The following is a 16,137-nucleotide window of genomic DNA, read 5'->3' as shown; positions in this document are numbered from 1 at the left end:
TGTCCATTCTACCGTGCTTTAGGCAAACATGTAAAAAGCTTTCCCTATACTACGGGAAAGCTTTTTCTTCTATATAATATCGCTTAGTTTAATACTTTGATTTTCACTTGCTTACGTCCGAATGCAATCGCGTCGGCACGGTTTGGCATGAACAAATCGATCTTGTTGCCTTTGATGGCGCCGCCTGTATCGCCAGCGATCGCGTTTCCGTAGCCTTCCACCCATACTTTCGAGCCGAGTGGGATGACGCGCGGATCAACTGCAATCACTTTAAGTCCAGGATTCGCTTTCAAGTTGATGCCTGTAGCAGTGATGCCGGAGCAGCCTGTGCAGCTTGCCGTATACGCTGTAGCGGATACGTAGAACTCCTTGCCGCCTGTTGGTTCAGAAGGCGCTTCTTTTTTCGCTGGCTGAGGAGCAGCTTGCTTTTTTTCCGGTGCTTTTGCTGCTGCTTTTTTGGCAGGCTTAGAAGCTGTTTTCACAACGGCCTTCTTCGCTGGTGTTGCCGCTTTTTCGCTAGATGCTTGCTTGACAGGTGTCGCTGTTTCTTTTTTCGCAGTGCCGCGTGATACGCTCGCCACGATAGTTTTCGTTCCGACAGCTGTAATTTGCTTTTTCGGTTCTTTGACGACTTTTTCTTTTTTCAATTCGCGTTTTACTTCTTTGCCGTTTTCTGTCACAACTTCGTACGTTTTCTTAACCAATCCGTTCTGTCCTTTTTGAACAAGCTTTTCGCTGCCTTTCAAAAGAGAAGAGTCTTTCTTCGTTTCCACTGCGTATTTCACAGCGTCTTCCACTACATCGGTGACTTTTTTTACGCGCACAACTTCGACTTTCGTGTTTGGAAGAACGAGTTCATCCATGTCCTTTTCCACGCGATCGAGTTTGCCTACTTTCACTTTGTGCTCTTTTAAAAAGTCAGCGACCGTAGTCGAAGTGGACCAGACTTTCTTGTCTTTTCCGCCATCAACGATAGTTACTTCATATGCTTTTTCGACATCGATTACAGTTGTTTCAGCGACTGTATCATCAAGTGCCGGGCTTACTTTATCATGCTTTGTTACTTCAACTTCCGCTTTATCCAAAATAGCGGAAACGGTATTTTCAGTCGTCCAAGCCGAACGGGCTTCGCCGTCTACTGTGACTGTGTATTGTTCTGCTTCATCCCATTCGATTGCAGCGTCTTCTTCAATCGCGGTATCGGCTGAATGGCTTAAAAAGTCATCTTGCCCTACTTCGATCGCTTGCTCATCGAGGACATCCCCGACCGTTTTTGCGTGCGTGCGGATTTCTTCGGTTTCACCATTTGCAGTGATCGTCACCATGTTTTTCGTTCCTTCGAAAATCGCGAACGCGAGAACCGCTGCGAATAATAAGACAGTCGCAATGCTGACAGCCACCGATTTCCCTGTAAATGATTTATTTGAATTGGCAGTATTTGTTTCTTTTGTCAAAAATAACTCCTCCTTTGTACACCTGAGTGATTATAGGTGCCTCAATCTTCCGTGTCAATGGATACGTTTTTTCAATTAACCGGCATTTATGAAAATTTATAGAATCGTTCAGCATTTTTTGTCGTCGCTTTTGCCACTTCTTCGACCGGCAGTTCTTTCAGGCGAGCGATTTCTTCCGCGACAAGCGGCACATACGAAGGCTCGTTGCGCTTTCCACGGTGTGGATGCGGCGCCAAGTAAGGGGCATCCGTCTCGATCATCAAATATTCCAATGGAATTTCAGCTGCCACTTGTTTCGGTTTTTTGGCATTTTTGAAAGTCACGGGTCCGCCGAGTGAAATCATGAAATTCATGTCGATGCTTTCACGGGCTGTTTCGACGCTGCCTCCGAAGCAGTGCATGACGCCGCCGACTTCCTGTGCATCTTCCTCTCGGAGAATGCTTAGCACATCTTCTGTCGCTTCCCGGTTATGGATGATGATCGGCAAGCCGACACGTTTTGCGAGCTGGATTTGTTTGCGGAATATGTCTTGTTGAATATCTTTCGGCGATTTGTCCCAGTGGTAATCAAGACCCGTTTCGCCGATGCCGACCACTTTCGGGTGGGCAGCTAGTTGTTCGATCCACTCGAGATCTTCTGTTGTGCAATCGACCGCATCGACAGGATGCCAGCCAACGACCGCATAAATAAAATCGTAGTGTTCGGCCAATTCAATGGCACGAGTGATCGTTTTCCGGTCAAAACCGATGACGACCATTTTCTCCACCTTGCTTTTTAACGCGCGATCAATGACGTCTTGTAAATCTTCGTCGTATTGAATGGCGTTTAAATGAACATGGGTATCGATATACATCTTCATCAGTCTCCTTCACATAGATTTCATTGTAAGGGTTACAGTCATTTCTTTCTTCACAGCAATATTACATTTGGATTACAAAACATGATGATTTGAAGACATTTGGGCGGAATTTGCGATTTTTCTAGTCGATAAGTCCTTGAACGCAAAAAAACAACCTACTCGACTGAGTAGGCTGTCACATGAATATTTACTTAACTTTCGTGCCGTTTGGTAATTTCTGATCCACCGAGGCAATGGTCAAGTAACCATCCTGCTGCCCGGCGAGGATCATGCCTTGCGACAGTTCGCCACGCAATTTTACCGGTTTCAAGTTGGCGACAATGATGACTTTTCGTCCGACGAGCTCTTCCGGCTTGTAATGCTCGGCAATGCCGGAGACTACTTGGCGCTCTTCATAGCCCATATCCACTTGAAGCTTCAACAGCTTATCCGTTTTCCTCACCGGTTCACATGCAGTGACCGTTGCAACGCGCAGGTCCACTTGCATGAATTCATCAATGGTGATTTCCGGGACATCCGGCTTTTCCGGAACAGTTGGCGCTTGAGGCTCCGCTTGTGGAGCGACTGGGCCACGCATCTGTTCGCGGATATACGCTACTTCCGGCTCGACTTCGAGGCGAGGGAAAATCGGCGTGCCTTTTTTAACGACGGACGTATCCGCAGGAATCGCACCGAATATTTCAAGTGTGTGCCATTCCAAAAATTCTGGAGCGAGTCCCAGCTGTTCGATGATCTGTTTCGGCGCATTCGGCAAGAATGGCTGCAGCATGACAGCGGTCATGCGCAAACTCTCGGCTAAATGGGCCATGACGGACGCCAATTGTTCACGCCCGGCTTCGTCTTTCGCCAGCACCCACGGCTGTGTTTCGTCGATGTATTTATTCGTGCGGGAAATCAATGCCCACACTTCGCTCAACACGAGGCTGAACTGCATTTTCTCCATATGTTCCTCGTAGACAGCGACCGTATTTTTTGCGACTTTCTGCAAAGTTTCATCGAAATCGGTTTTAATACCATCGACTTGCGGCACTTTGCCGTCAAAGTATTTATTGATCATCGACACGGTGCGGTTCAGCAAATTCCCGAGATCGTTCGCCAAATCGTAATTCGTCCGCTCGACAAACGATTCCGGTGAGAACACGCCGTCTGAACCGAACGGCAGCTCACGCAATAGGAAATAACGCGCTGCATCGAGTCCGTAGCGCTCGACAAGCATTTCCGGATAGACGACATTGCCTTTCGATTTGGACATTTTCCCATCCTTCATCATGATGAAGCCGTGTGCAAATACTTTTTTCGGCAACGGCAAATCAAGGGCCATAAGGAAGATTGGCCAGTATATTGTATGGAATCGTACGATATCTTTACCGACTACGTGCACATCCGCCGGCCAATATTTATTGAAATCGGACTCATCATCAGAGCCGTAACCGAGTGACGTGATGTAATTCGACAAGGCGTCGACCCAAACATAAATGACATGCTTCGGATCTCCCGGAACCGGAATTCCCCAGTCGAAGGACGTGCGGGACACGGACAAATCTTCAAGTCCCGGTTTGATGAAATTATTAACCATTTCATTTTTGCGCGATTCCGGCTCGATGAATTCGACATGCTTGTCGTAATAATCAAGCAAACGGTTTGCGTACTTCTTCATATTGAAGAAATACGATTCTTCTTTCACTTTGTGGACTGGGCGTCCGCAGTCCGGACAATTGCCGTCTTCGAGTTGGGCTTCTGTATAAAAAGACTCACACGGTGTGCAATACCAGCCTTCGTACTCGCCTTTGTAAATATCACCATTGTCGAGGAATGTCTGGAAAATCTTTTCGACGCCTTGTTTATGGCGCTGTTCCGTCGTGCGGATAAAGTCATCATAGCTAATGTCCATAACTTCCCAGACTTTTTTCGCTGCTTCTGCCATGTCGTCTACATAGGCTTGTGGTTCTTGGCCGGCTTCCTGTGCTTTTTCTTCGATTTTTTGGCCGTGCTCATCCATACCCGTCAAAAAACGGACGTCGAAGCCACGCAGACGTTTGTAGCGCGCCATCGCATCGGAAGCTACGGTCGTATAAGCTGTCCCGATATGGAATTTTCCGCTCGGGTAATAAATGGGCGTGGTCAGGTAAAATGTCTTGTTGTTGGCAGTCACGAAAAATTCCTCCAGTTTGTTTGTATATTCTTCATTTTAACGAAGTCACGAATTTTGTACAATATTTCCTTCCAACGAGTCACCGGAGCCTTATACTAATTGGTGAATACTCCCAAAAATAGAAGTACAGGAAATAAGATGGCAGAAAAATGGCGGGAAAACAGGCATTTTCCTCAAAAACCCAAAATTTATTATGAAATCTATAGTTTTTTATTGACCCAATTGACATTACTTGGTATGATTTATGACAAGAAGTGGTAAATGTCGAATTTTGACGAATTCTGCCGCTAAAATTGAAAGGGGCTAATGATTATGAAATCGACTGGCATTGTGCGTAAAGTAGACGAATTGGGCCGCGTAGTTATTCCGATTGAATTGCGTCGTACGCTTGGAATCGCAGAGAAGGACGCGTTGGAGATTTACGTCGACGACGACAAAATTATTTTGAAAAAATATATGCCAAATATGACATGTGCCGTAACTGGAGAAGTTTCGGACGAAAACATGAAATTGGTTGGCGGGAAATTGATCCTTAGCTCAGAAGGCGCCGAGTTGCTTGTGAAAGAAATCCAAAACAACTTGAAGAAATAAAAAAACCGGAGTGCTTGTGCACACCGGTTTTTTTATGGAATCCAGTCAATCCTGATGGAAGGCTTGGTACACTTCCTGCTTCGGGACACCACGCGCTTTTGCCACTTCCTTGATCGCTTCTTTTGAAGATAACTGCTTTTCTTCCATTAACTGATTGACGTGCTCTTCGTTTGTCAGTTCTTTCCACCACTCATCCACTTCTACCTCATCAGGCTCCGAATTGCCTTCGATGACGAGGCAAAACTCGCCGCGGATGTCATTCGTTTCCGCCCAAACGACTGCTTCTTCTAGTGTTCCGCGCAGAAACTCTTCAAACTTCTTCGTTATTTCCCGCGCTAACACAATCCGACGCTCCCCGCCAAACACCGACACCAAGCTTTTCAAACTGTCTTTCAAACGATGCGGCGCTTCATAGAACAGCAGCGTCTCTTGCTTTTGGCTCAGCTTGTCGAGTTCCACAAGACGCGCTTTCTTATTGCGCGATAGGAATCCATAAAACAGGAACGGCTGCGGCGTAATTCCGGACGCAATCAATGCGCTGAGTGCGGCATTCGCACCGGGCACCGGCACGACGGGATAACCCGCATCGACTGCTTTTTTCACGATGTCTTCTCCAGGATCGGAAATGCACGGCATGCCCGCATCGCTCACGAGCGCGACCGATTTGCCTTCTGCCAAATATGCCAAAATCTTCTCGCCGCCGCTTTCCTGATTGTGCTCATGATAGCTGACTAAGCGCGTCTCGATGGAGAAGTAATTGCACAGTTTCCGTGTGTTGCGGGTATCTTCCGCCGCAATGACGTCCACTTCCTTTAAGAGCCGAAGTGCGCGGACCGTGATGTCTTCCAAATTGCCGATCGGCGTCGCGACCAAATAAAGCGTCGGCTGTTCACCGCTGAAGCTTTTTTGTGATTTCATGTACGTTCCGCCTTTCTGTTCCGAATATAGGCGGTTTTTTCCGCCTTGCTCAATTGCTTGAAGGCGTATTCCGCCCTCATTGCTTCCGGCTTGGTGTCGAACGGCTCGGAATGGAGTAATATTAGCGGGCCGCGTGAGCGCGTATACTTGGCACCTTTGCCGCTTTCATGCTTGGCCAAGCGCTTTAGCAAATCGTTTGTATAGCCCGCATAGTACGAGCCGTCCCCGCATTCGAGTACGTAAAAATAATGCTCACTGCTCGTTTCCATACAACAAGCCCCGCACTTCTTCGGTGTATTCGCCGTCGTCTCCGTAGACGATGAGCGGCGGCAACACCTTCAAGTCAGGCTTGCCGTCTTTGATGCCTTCGATCAATAAAGTATTCGCTTCTTTTCCCGCTTTCGGATACACTAGCCGGATACGCTTCGGCTCCAAGCGGTTTGCCCGCATCGCCGCCATGATGTCGATCAATCGGCCCGCGCGGTGGACAAATGCCGCTTTGCCTCCTTGTTTCAACAACTGGCTCGCAGACCGCACCGCTTCGTCGAGTGTCAGGTGGAGTTCATGACGCGCAATCGCCATATGCTCACTCAAGTTTTTGTCGCTCATTTCATGCGCTGGGAAATACGGCGGATTGCATAGAACAGCATCGAATTTCTCGTAGCCGAGGCTTGCCGGGATTTCTTTCACATCCCCTTCGACAATGTCGATCTGCGAAGTCAGCTCATTAAATTCCACGCTGCGCTGTGCCATCCCTGCAAGCCGCGGCTGCAACTCGACACCCGTAATGCGTGATTCGGTGCGTGCGCTCAAAAACAGCGGAATGGCCCCGTTCCCTGTACACAAATCAACGATTCTGCCGCGTTTTTTTGGCACATACGCAAAACGTGCCAAAAGCACCGCATCCAAAGAAAATGAAAATACCGACGGACTTTGGATAATGCGCAAATTCTCCGCTAATAAATAATCCAACCGTTCGTCATCTGTTAACATATCGTTCACTCCTGCCATAATAAAAGGCTGCCGCCACACGGAGTGTCGGAAGCCTTTTGGTACTTTTTCATGATCGCGCCTGCCGTCTCGGGCCTTATGCCTGTCGGAGCTGAACAGCCGCTCTCGCTTTTCTTCGTGTCTAGCCTCAGCGGCCTGGCTCTCGAATCGTAAGCCAATTTCCCTGTGCGGCAAAGTGCGCCGCTTCGGGAACTCGGCTTACGCCTGTCAAGCCAGAACTGCCGCTTCGACTTTTCTTCGTTGTCTAGCTGCGGCAGCCAGACCCTCGAGGTCACAAGCCACTTTGCTTATGCGGCAAACCGGCTTGTGCTTGTCGGGTCTAAACGGCTGCCTCCGCTTTTCTTCTTTAATTTTGCTTGTTTAAAAACGATAGGCAGAACAGGCAGTCGTCGCCTTTTCTGGAGCTGCCGAAATGGACATTGCAGACGTGATAGCCTTCGTGGTATAGGCGCGCCAGGTTATCGTAGCCTTCGCCGATGTCCATGACGGCTTTTTTCAATTTGACCGGATCAACTTTTTCAGGCTCCGGCACTTTTGCATTCAGCTCATCAAGTCGAGCACGCAAATGGTGATTTTCCAATTGCAGCGCGTGATGTTCTTCCATCGTCCGCGCCACGACCACTTTCAGGTCGCGGAACTGTTCTTGCATCGATTCCAATTGCTGTTCGAAATCCATGACCGTATCCAAAAAATTCTTATCCTTCACTGAAACCACCTCACGCTCTCGTTCCCTGGTTCATAATTTCATCCAATGTATATTCCAGCGTCTGCTCTTGCTCTGACAGGCGGATTTTCAATACCCGTTCGAGCAAGTTCAAGCTGACGACGCGGCCATTGCCATCCGGCGTCTCGACGCGTGCCCCGACGTCCGGCATTTCTTTTTTCGCCTGTTCGTATTCGTCGTTTTCGTATTTCAAGCAGCACATCAAACGGCCACATAGTCCTGAGATCTTCGACGGGTTCAATGACAAGTTCTGGTCTTTCGCCATCTTGATCGACACCGGTTCAAAATCGCCGAGGAAAGTCGAACAGCAAAGCATGCGTCCGCATGGCCCGATACCACCGAGCATTTTCGCCTCGTCCCGTACACCAATTTGGCGCAACTCGATGCGCGTGCGGAAAATCGACGCCAAATCTTTCACCAAATTGCGGAAATCGACGCGGCCTTCAGCGGTGAAATAGAAAATGACTTTGTTGCGGTCAAATGTATATTCCACTTCAACCAGCTTCATATCGAGTCGGTGCGATTCGATTTTTTCCGTACCGACCTCAAAAGCGCGTTCCGCTTCCGAACGGTTTTCTTCCACTTGCAGGCGGTCGCGTTCGGTTGCGACCCGTACGACTTGCTTAAGCGGCAGAACAACATCGTTCTCGCCGACTTCCTTAACGGGCACGACCACTTTTCCGTACTCGACGCCGCGCGCTGTTTCCACAATGACATAATCGTCTTTTTCGATCACAGCTTCACCTGGATCGAAATAATATATTTTACCCGCTTTCTTGAAGCGGACTCCTATTACTTTATACAATTGCTTACCCCTCCTGCAGATTCAGCATTAATTGCTCCATCAACAGTGTCCGGTTCATATTGCGCGGCAATTGCTGTTTGGCTTGTAGCACTGCCTGCAGCTGCCTGGACAATACATCGAACGAACGCTGAAGCGCCATCTGCTTCCAAGTTTCTTCCATGTCCGGATATGTGCGTGCAGTTTCAAGACCCGCTTTCACTGTAGCAATGTCCCGATATGCAAATAATAACATGTCGAGCCCTCTTTCGGCATCTTCTTTCTCTTTGAACAACGGCAACCAGTCAGATTGAACCAAAAGTAATGCCTCGTGGACATTGTCCCCTACCGTCTCCACCAACTTCAAAACGAGTTTCCGCTCTTCGGCAAAATGCTCTTCTTCGCTTAGCCGCTTCGCTTCCTGCCCGCTTTGCGTCAGCATACTCACGGTAGCAGCCATCGAACCAGTCATGCCGTCCGCCATCAGATTTTCCATCAGCTTCGGCCGTGACAGCGGCTGAAACGACAACAGCTGGCAGCGCGAGCGGATCGTGCTCATGATGGCGTTCAAGCGCTCCGTCAAGAGGATTGCCGTGACATTCGCTTCCGGTTCTTCCAAAAACTTCAGCAGGGCGTTGGCAGATGAATTATTCATCCGGTCTGCCTTCTCAATCACGTAGATTTTTCGCCCGGTTTTGAGGGCGGTTTTGTTCATCGTATAAATCAACTCGCGGATCTGGTCGATTTTGATGTTCTGGCCGTCTGGTTCTATGAATAAAATGTTCGGGTGATTGCCGCTGTCATAAAGTTTGCAGCTTCTGCATGTTTCACATGGAACATTTTCACGTGGTGTTTCGCATAATAATAATTTGACGAAAAAATGCGTCAGTTCCTTTTTTCCGGACCCCGAAGGCCCTTCAAGTAAATAGGCATGAGCCAAACGGTCTTTCGCATAAGCCCCTTGCATCCGCTTTACTACGACGGGCTGCATGTCCTGCAATTCCTCAATTGTCTTGTGCATGATTCCACCTTCAAACTTTGTAAAAAATCCCGTGTTCCAGATGGATCACGGGTAGTGCGGACGAAGCAGCAGCTGTCGCCGAGACGGCTCTAGCTGCTGCTTAAAATTGCTGGAACTGTTCGATCGGCAAGACGAAAATCGTCGCGCCCCCCACTTCCACTTCGACCGGATACGGTATATATGAATCCGCATTTCCGCCCATCGGGGAAACCGGCGCCACCATCTGCTCACGTGAGCGGCAATTGTCGCGGATCAAATCCATTAATTTCGGTACACGGCTATCATCGACCCCAATCAAAAAGGTGGTATTTCCTGAGCGCAAAAACCCTCCAGTACTGGCAAGTTTGGTAGCCCGAAAATCATTTTTCGTCAACGCATTGGATAAGCGGTTACTGTCTTGATCCTGTACCACTGCAACGACAAGTTTCATCAGCACTCACTCCTTTTTGGTTACTTCTCTATGTATTAGTATAGCACGAACGGAGAACGTCTCGTCATAACTTTCCTATAAGCGATACGAAAAATTCATGACAATATGCACAGGACTATGTTTGTTCCATCCCATGAAAAAACAGCCCTGAACCAACAGGGCTGTTGCAGTCATTTTATTATTTTTCAGCCAGAAAGCGCTGCAAAGTTTCGAACGCATCCGCTACCACTTCATCCAGTTCATTTTCTGCATTGATCAGCTGGATGCGTTCCGGGTAACGACTGAGCAATAACAAATAGCCTTCTCGCACTTTGTAATGAAACGCCAACGACTCTTCGTCCAACCGATTGAATTCCCGGCCTTGGTCGAGGTCGATGCGCGCAAGCCCCGTTTTCGGGTTGACGTCAAAATACAAAGTCAGATCAGGCATATGGCCTTCGATGGCGAACTCGTTGATGGCGAGCACATCTTCTAAGCCGAGCCCTCGTGCATGTCCCTGGTACGCCAAACTGCTGTCGACAAAGCGGTCGCATAAAACGATTTTGCCTTGCTGCAGTGCCGGGAGAACCCGTTCCACCAAATGTTGGCGCCGCGCAGCTGCATACAACAACGCTTCCGTGCGGGCATCCATCGCCGTATGCGACCGGTCCAGGATGACCTCACGTATTTTCTCCGCAATCTCAATCCCACCCGGTTCGCGTGTCGTCACCACTTCAAAACCAGCAGCCGCCAGTTTTTCCGCCAGCTTAGAAAGCGCCGTTGTTTTGCCCGAACCTTCGCCGCCTTCAAGCGTTATAAAATAACTCATGTTCTCACCTGTTTTCCTGATCTTTTTACTGAAACTCCATCCACTATACCGCAAGCGGCGCCACTTTTACAAACGCCCAAAGACACTTATTCCTCGTCTTCCGCCACTTGGTAAGCTCGCTCAAATAGCTCCATCTGGCTATCGATCACCGCTTGCCCTTCCAAGCGCCGGATATAACCGTAATTTCCGTTCTCGTCCTGCTCGCGGGCTTTGACATTATCTTTTAATGCCAGGTCGAGTATGCTCCACACTTGTGCTTTAATACGCTTATCGAGTATCGGGAACAGGATTTCGATGCGGTTGTTCAGATTCCTCGTCATCATATCCGCAGAAGACAAATAGATTTTCTGTTTGCCGTTCTGGTGGAAAGAATAGACCCGGCTATGTTCGAGCAGACGGCCGACAATGCTCCGCACACGAATATTATCGCTCACCCCAGGAATCCCCGGGCGCAAGCAACAGATACCGCGGACGATCAGCTCAATCTTCACACCAGCACGTGACGCCTCGTAAAGCTTCATGATAATGGTTTTATCGGTTAAGGAGTTCATTTTCGCAACAATCCGGCCAGTGCCGTATTTCTTTTCATAGCGGATTTCCGAGTCGATCAAATGGAGGATGTCCTCACGGATTGAAAATGGCGCGACCGATAAATAATGGAACTCCGGCTTTTCGGTATATCCACTCAAATAGTTGAAAAAATTCGTCGCATCGATGCCGATTTCTTTTTGAGACGTGAACAAACTCATATCGGTGTAGATTTTCGCGGTCTGGTCATTGTAATTGCCGGTCCCGAGGTGGACAAACCGCTCGATGTGGCCTTGCTTTCTGCGGACGACCAAAGTGATCTTGCTGTGAGTTTTCAAATGGGTCATGCCATAAATAACGTGGCAGCCCGCTTTTTCCAGTTCCTTTGCCCAGTGCACGTTGTTTTCTTCGTCAAAACGCGCCTTCAATTCAACGAGCACCGTCACTTGTTTGCCGTTTTCCGCCGCTCGCTTGAGCGCATTGATGACTGGCGAATCGCCGCTGACACGGTACAATGTCTGCTTGATTGCCAACACATCCGGATCATCGGCCGCCTCCGAAATAAACTCGACGACCGGCTCAAATGATTCGTAAGGGTGATGCAAAAAGACATCTTCTTCAGCAATTTTCGCAAAGATCGCTTTGCCGTTTTCCATCCCAGCCGGCAATTGAGAGACCTTCCCTTCATATACCAAATGTTCCCATAATGGCGCCATCTTTTTATAAAAATCAAAAAATACCGTCAAATCCAAAAAACCGTCAATTTCATACACGTCTTTCGGATGCACTTCGAGCTCGTCCATCAAATAATCAAGAATGCTCGGATCTAACCCATCCTTCTGCACTTCCAGCCGAACCGCCGCGCCCCATTTGCGCTTTTTCAGCTCTTCCTCGATTTCCTTGAGCAAGTCGCGTGCGCCTTCTTCGTGTATCGTCATATCCGCATTGCGGGTAATGCGGAATGCGGTCGTTGCCTTGACTTCATAGCCGTAAAACAGCTTGCCGATAAAGAAACCGATGACGTCTTCAAGCAGCAATAACTTATGCAACCCACCATTTTCCGGCAATTGCACAAACCGCTCAAGGATCGCCGGCAATTGCACGATTGCAGTCCGTCTGCGCTTTTCGGAATCCGCTTCTTTCGATTTATCTTCCAATACAACCGCCAAATTGATGCTTTTACTCAGCAGCATCGGAAACGGCCGGTAAGCATCGATCGCCATCGGAGTCAGCACGGGAAAGATATGCTCATCGAAATGTGTCTCCAGCGACTCACGCTGCGAATCGCTCAGCTCCCGGACTTTCAGGAAATGAACACTCTCTTTTTGCAGCTTTGGATACAGCGCTTTACGAAGCGTTTCGTATTGCAAATTAACCAATTGATGGTTTTTCAAGGCGATTTCCCGCAATTGCTGCTTCGGCGTCATCCCGGCTTTATTCTCTGGCTTATTAAAGCCCACTTTTACCTGATCTTGCAGCCCTGCTACCCGGACCATGAAAAACTCGTCCAAGTTCGAACTGAAAATCGCCAGGAACTTGAGCTTCTCAAGCAGCGGATTGCGTGGATCGAGTGCTTCCTGCAGCACCCGCTCATTGAACGCCAGCCAGCTGAGCTCACGGTTATTATAATAAGAAGGATTGTTCAACTGTGTCGCTTCGTCTTTTTTCTTTCCCACGGCAAGACTCCCCCCTCAGGTTTTACTCATTCATGAAAATCAACGGTAATCGTCTTCTTCAATAGTTTCTCCAAATGCTTTTTCTGCTTCTCGACTTGATATTGTTCCGGCTTCCAATCTTCCCGGCACTTGATGGAGAAAACGAGTTCCTCTTTCTGAACCTTTAATTGAATGTCTTCGACAATATCGCGTTTGGTCGCATTCAAACTATAGGCAAATTTAATGACCGCACCGATCGTGTGGAATTTATCCAGCTCTTGCGCAGAAAACCAGCCTTCATAAAGCGCGGCATTACGTTTAAAGAGATTTTTATTTTTATAGGAAGCCATCAAGGCGACAATGATGCGTTCTTGATGCAAAAGCCCGTCGATCGTCCGGTTCGCCAGCAAATAAAACGTATGCTGGTTGCTTGATTCGGAATCGATATAGCTGCCGAGATTATACATCGAACTGCCGAGGCGGACCCACTGGAAGTCTTTTTTCGTCAGTTCGAGCAGCCCCTCCTCTTCCAATTCCCGAACAATCATCAGCGAACTGTTCGTAACATGAATCGCATGTGTCAAATTGATGTCATAGTCGATTGCCAGGTCATAAAAGCTTTCTTCGATGACGTTCGGAAAGACCGGCATCTCGAAATCCTTGGTCATCTCCTCATAGAAGACCCCGTCACGAAGCCCTTTTCGGCTCAAGGCAAACAGTTCGGCATCAATCAAGTCCATCAAACAGCGGAACACCTCCACTGCGGGGATGATGATGTCCGCGCGATCACGTGACAATCCCTCCACGCGCTGCAAGTCGTCGAATTCCATAGACACAAGCCATTTGTTTGTTTCTTCCACTTCTTTTCGCTCCATCGTGTACTCATGGACGCCGGAAAGCGGATAATCGACTTTTTCCTGATGAACCTGCGCCAAGTTTCGCGCACTGCCACCAATGCCGATCAGCGGCATTTTCTGCCCTTTTAGCCAGTCCAGCGTCAGGAACTGGTTTTTCAAAAACTCACGCAGCGCCTTTAGCTCACTCGCTTTCGGGGTATCGCCTTCAATAAACTGCTTTTTTAGTGATAATGCACCAAACGGAAAACTATGGAAATGGACAAGTTCCCGGTCTTCGAACAAGGTCAGTTCAGTACTACCACCGCCGATATCGACGGTGATGCCGCTTTTATAGGACATCGAATTGACCACTGCCAAGTAGCCGTAATGCGCTTCCTCATATTCCGATAAAATGCGCATCGTGAAATCCGTTTCATCTGCTACCCGTTGAATAATGGCTTCTTGGTTCTTCGCTTGCCGGACAGCGGCCGTCGCGACGCATTTAATTGCCTCGAGCTGATGATGACGCGTGACTTCCTGGAAGCTTGTTAACGTATCGATCAATACGCCGATTCCTTGCTCGGAAAGCGTATTGTCCTCCGCTAAATAATTACGGAGACGGGCAACAGCCTTGACGTTCTCGCTTTCCGAAAAGCGTCCGCTCTTGTCCCGTGTATAGATGACCAGACGGATGGTGTTTGAGCCGATATCGATAATTGCGTATTTTTCTTGTTCCATATGATTATCCCCACACTCTCTCGCTTTCGCTATATGCTATTGTATACCACCCGGGCGTTTATTCTACTCACTGCCGATGACCAAGACCAGCTTTTGCGCCAGCCGGTGTTCGCCTTGGATTTCGGCGCCTGATGCCACGTAATCCGCCAATACCTCCACCTTATCGATGGTCCATTTCTCACCCGCCACGACAAGTGGTATGCCTGGTGGGTAAGGCGTGACCATCGCAGCCGAAATCCGCCCAGCTACTTGTGTATATGGCACCCATTTCCGTGCCGACAAGTCAACTTCCTCAAACGTCAATTCAGGTACGACGACTGGGTTTTGCTGACGGGGCTGAAAGTTTGGAATAACGCTTTCTTGATGGCTCAGACTGGCTACAGCTTCTTTGATGCGACTGCAGATTTCAGCGGATGGATAAGCATATCCTCGTTTGATCAGCGGCAAAATCAACAGCACTTGAAATGGGTCTGCTAACTCTGCATAAATGCCTACCTTTTCCAACGCGTCTTTCAACTGAAAACCGCCACACTTTTCCACTCGCAGCAATAATTTCAGCGGATCAGTAGATTCAACCACTTCAATTAAAGGAATACGTTTTAAGCTAGTTACAAAGTGCTCGCGCTTTTCAAGAAACTCCTGTTTATCGGACGCTGAATAGTTTTGAATATATGCCCGTGCATCATCAAGTGAAGCCATGATCGGATATGAAGGGCTGCTCGATTGAAAAATTCGTAAATATTTCCGGATTGCCCCTTCATCCACCAACTCTCCTTGTATATGAAGATACGAGCCCATCGTCATCGCCGGCAAGGTTTTATGGGCAGATTGTACAACGGCATCGGCTCCGCAGGTCAGGGCACTCACGGGAAACGGTGCACCAGCTGTGAAATGGGCACCGTGAGCTTCATCGACCAGAACCGGAATACTTTGTTCATGACAAAGTTCAATAACCGCTGTCAGTTCGGATGATCCCATTCCGTAATAGTTCGGATACGTCAATACGGCAGCTTTTGCATCCGGATATTCCAGTAAAGCCGAAGTTACCGAGGAAAGAGAGACAGCGGCAGCACTCTTAGATGTCTCGTCCCACTCCGGCGCTACATAAATCGCCCTTACACGCGCAAGCTCCAGCGCATGAAAAATCGATTGATGGGAATTGCGTTGCACAATAACTCGGTCGCCTTCTCTACAGACAGCATGGATCATCGCCAAATTACCTGCTGTAGAGCCGTTAACGAGAAAATAACTTTTTTCGGCACCGTATGCATGTGCAAGCAACGCTTCCGCTTCCTTGATCGCTGCCTTTGGAGCATGCAAATCATCAAGCCCCTCCAACTCTGTCATATCGTATAAAAGGGCAGCCTTCAATTCTTGCGGCAACCCTGATAACTGTCCGTTTTTATGGCCAGGAACATGAAACGAAGTCGGCCGGTTTCTTTGAAATTCCACTAATGCATCCACAATGGGACGTCTTTGCGTCATAGCTCATACATCCTCACGTTTTCATTCATAGTTCATTATACCGAACACAGCTCCCTTTCGAAAAGGCGTCCTGCATTTTTACAAAAACAACACAAAAAAGCCGCTACCGATGACGGTAACGGTAACGGTAACGACTTTCTTCATG

Annotated in this window: 15 protein-coding genes; 1 reads left to right on the top strand and 14 read right to left on the bottom strand. The window is 48.4% G+C overall.

The genetic code is table 11. The features are described from left to right. Window positions 1-83: 83 nt before the first annotated feature. The 3 genes from J7E21_RS13780 to metG form a co-directional block, all read right to left on the bottom strand. Window positions 84-1,454: a G5 and 3D domain-containing protein gene (locus J7E21_RS13780; RefSeq protein WP_251048010.1), complete on the bottom strand. Its 1,371-nt coding sequence runs from the start codon at window positions 1,452-1,454 to the stop codon at window positions 84-86. A gap of 86 nt (window positions 1,455-1,540) precedes the next feature. Beyond that, window positions 1,541-2,308 carry a TatD family hydrolase gene (locus J7E21_RS13775; protein WP_215108731.1) on the bottom strand — a complete coding sequence of 256 codons (768 nt, stop codon included), beginning with the start codon at window positions 2,306-2,308 and terminating at the stop codon, window positions 1,541-1,543. 193 nt (window positions 2,309-2,501) lie between these two features. Then, window positions 2,502-4,466, bottom strand: a complete 1,965-nt coding sequence (metG, locus tag J7E21_RS13770) for a methionine--tRNA ligase (RefSeq protein ID WP_215108729.1) — start codon at window positions 4,464-4,466, stop codon at window positions 2,502-2,504. Between the two features lie 306 nt (window positions 4,467-4,772). Here metG and J7E21_RS13765 point away from each other — a divergent pair, with 306 nt between their 5' ends. Continuing rightward, entirely contained in the window at window positions 4,773-5,057 is a 285-nt protein-coding gene (locus tag J7E21_RS13765; protein WP_215108727.1) for a transition state genes transcriptional regulator AbrB, read from the top strand. Window positions 5,058-5,102: 45 nt separating this feature from the next. On the opposite strand, the gene rsmI is transcribed toward J7E21_RS13765, so the two are convergent. The 11 genes from rsmI to J7E21_RS13710 all read right to left on the bottom strand — a co-directional run bounded on the left by rsmI (window position 5,103) and on the right by J7E21_RS13710 (window position 15,992). Beyond that, the gene (rsmI, locus tag J7E21_RS13760) at window positions 5,103-5,975 is read right to left on the bottom strand and encodes a 16S rRNA (cytidine(1402)-2'-O)-methyltransferase (protein WP_215108726.1); all 873 of its coding nucleotides are present in this window, start codon (window positions 5,973-5,975) and stop codon (window positions 5,103-5,105) included. After that, a complete protein-coding gene (locus J7E21_RS13755; RefSeq protein ID WP_215108724.1) occupies window positions 5,972-6,244 on the bottom strand; it encodes a GIY-YIG nuclease family protein in 273 nt (90 codons plus the stop codon). Before J7E21_RS13755 ends, rsmI begins: the two co-directional genes overlap by 4 nt. Next, on the bottom strand, window positions 6,228-6,968 hold the full coding sequence (locus J7E21_RS13750; RefSeq protein WP_215108722.1) for a tRNA1(Val) (adenine(37)-N6)-methyltransferase: 741 nt from the start codon (window positions 6,966-6,968) through the stop codon (window positions 6,228-6,230). The genes J7E21_RS13755 and J7E21_RS13750 overlap by 17 nt, the downstream gene beginning before the upstream one ends. 364 nt (window positions 6,969-7,332) lie before the next feature. Continuing rightward, the gene (gene yabA, locus J7E21_RS13745) at window positions 7,333-7,692 is read right to left on the bottom strand and encodes a DNA replication initiation control protein YabA (RefSeq protein WP_215108720.1); all 360 of its coding nucleotides are present in this window, start codon (window positions 7,690-7,692) and stop codon (window positions 7,333-7,335) included. Window positions 7,693-7,702: 10 nt separating this feature from the next. Continuing rightward, window positions 7,703-8,515 (bottom strand): PSP1 domain-containing protein, encoded by an 813-nt coding sequence (locus tag J7E21_RS13740; RefSeq protein ID WP_215108718.1) that lies wholly within the window; start codon window positions 8,513-8,515, stop codon window positions 7,703-7,705. A 4-nt stretch (window positions 8,516-8,519) separates the two neighbouring features. Continuing rightward, the gene (holB, locus tag J7E21_RS13735; protein ID WP_215108716.1) at window positions 8,520-9,512 is read right to left on the bottom strand and encodes a DNA polymerase III subunit delta'; all 993 of its coding nucleotides are present in this window, start codon (window positions 9,510-9,512) and stop codon (window positions 8,520-8,522) included. Between the two features lie 100 nt (window positions 9,513-9,612). Further along, a complete protein-coding gene (locus J7E21_RS13730) occupies window positions 9,613-9,942 on the bottom strand; it encodes a cyclic-di-AMP receptor (protein ID WP_215108714.1) in 330 nt (109 codons plus the stop codon). A gap of 178 nt (window positions 9,943-10,120) precedes the next feature. Further along, window positions 10,121-10,750, bottom strand: coding sequence for a dTMP kinase (gene tmk / locus J7E21_RS13725; protein ID WP_215108712.1), 630 nt, complete (start codon window positions 10,748-10,750; stop codon window positions 10,121-10,123). An 86-nt stretch (window positions 10,751-10,836) separates the two neighbouring features. Continuing rightward, window positions 10,837-12,954: an RNA degradosome polyphosphate kinase gene (locus J7E21_RS13720; protein ID WP_215108711.1), complete on the bottom strand. Its 2,118-nt coding sequence runs from the start codon at window positions 12,952-12,954 to the stop codon at window positions 10,837-10,839. A gap of 26 nt (window positions 12,955-12,980) precedes the next feature. Beyond that, the gene (gene ppx / locus J7E21_RS13715) at window positions 12,981-14,507 is read right to left on the bottom strand and encodes an exopolyphosphatase (protein WP_215108709.1); all 1,527 of its coding nucleotides are present in this window, start codon (window positions 14,505-14,507) and stop codon (window positions 12,981-12,983) included. 63 nt (window positions 14,508-14,570) lie between these two features. After that, window positions 14,571-15,992 (bottom strand): aminotransferase class I/II-fold pyridoxal phosphate-dependent enzyme, encoded by a 1,422-nt coding sequence (locus tag J7E21_RS13710; RefSeq protein ID WP_215108707.1) that lies wholly within the window; start codon window positions 15,990-15,992, stop codon window positions 14,571-14,573. Window positions 15,993-16,137 lie beyond the last annotated feature (145 nt).

Origin of the sequence: Planococcus sp. ISL-109 (assembly GCF_018613655.1) — a bacterium.
Classification (GTDB): Bacteria; Bacillota; Bacilli; order Bacillales_A; family Planococcaceae; genus Planococcus.
Note: the sequence above shows the minus strand (reverse complement) of the source record. Positions and strands in the feature narration are given on the sequence as shown.

What these genes read in the sequence shown, in the direction of transcription:
- holB (WP_215108716.1), bottom strand. Translation starts at nt 9,512, where the DNA reads ATGCACAAGACAATTGAGGAATTGCAGGACATGCAGCCCGTCGTAGTA.
- J7E21_RS13775 (WP_215108731.1), bottom strand. Translation starts at nt 2,308, where the DNA reads ATGTATATCGATACCCATGTTCATTTAAACGCCATTCAATACGACGAA.
- rsmI (WP_215108726.1), bottom strand. Translation starts at nt 5,975, where the DNA reads ATGAAATCACAAAAAAGCTTCAGCGGTGAACAGCCGACGCTTTATTTG.
- J7E21_RS13750 (WP_215108722.1), bottom strand. Translation starts at nt 6,968, where the DNA reads ATGTTAACAGATGACGAACGGTTGGATTATTTATTAGCGGAGAATTTG.
- J7E21_RS13710 (WP_215108707.1), bottom strand. Translation starts at nt 15,992, where the DNA reads ATGACGCAAAGACGTCCCATTGTGGATGCATTAGTGGAATTTCAAAGA.
- ppx (WP_215108709.1), bottom strand. Translation starts at nt 14,507, where the DNA reads ATGGAACAAGAAAAATACGCAATTATCGATATCGGCTCAAACACCATC.
- J7E21_RS13765 (WP_215108727.1), top strand. Translation starts at nt 4,773, where the DNA reads ATGATTATGAAATCGACTGGCATTGTGCGTAAAGTAGACGAATTGGGC.
- J7E21_RS13755 (WP_215108724.1), bottom strand. Translation starts at nt 6,244, where the DNA reads ATGGAAACGAGCAGTGAGCATTATTTTTACGTACTCGAATGCGGGGAC.
- tmk (WP_215108712.1), bottom strand. Translation starts at nt 10,750, where the DNA reads ATGAGTTATTTTATAACGCTTGAAGGCGGCGAAGGTTCGGGCAAAACA.
- J7E21_RS13730 (WP_215108714.1), bottom strand. Translation starts at nt 9,942, where the DNA reads ATGAAACTTGTCGTTGCAGTGGTACAGGATCAAGACAGTAACCGCTTA.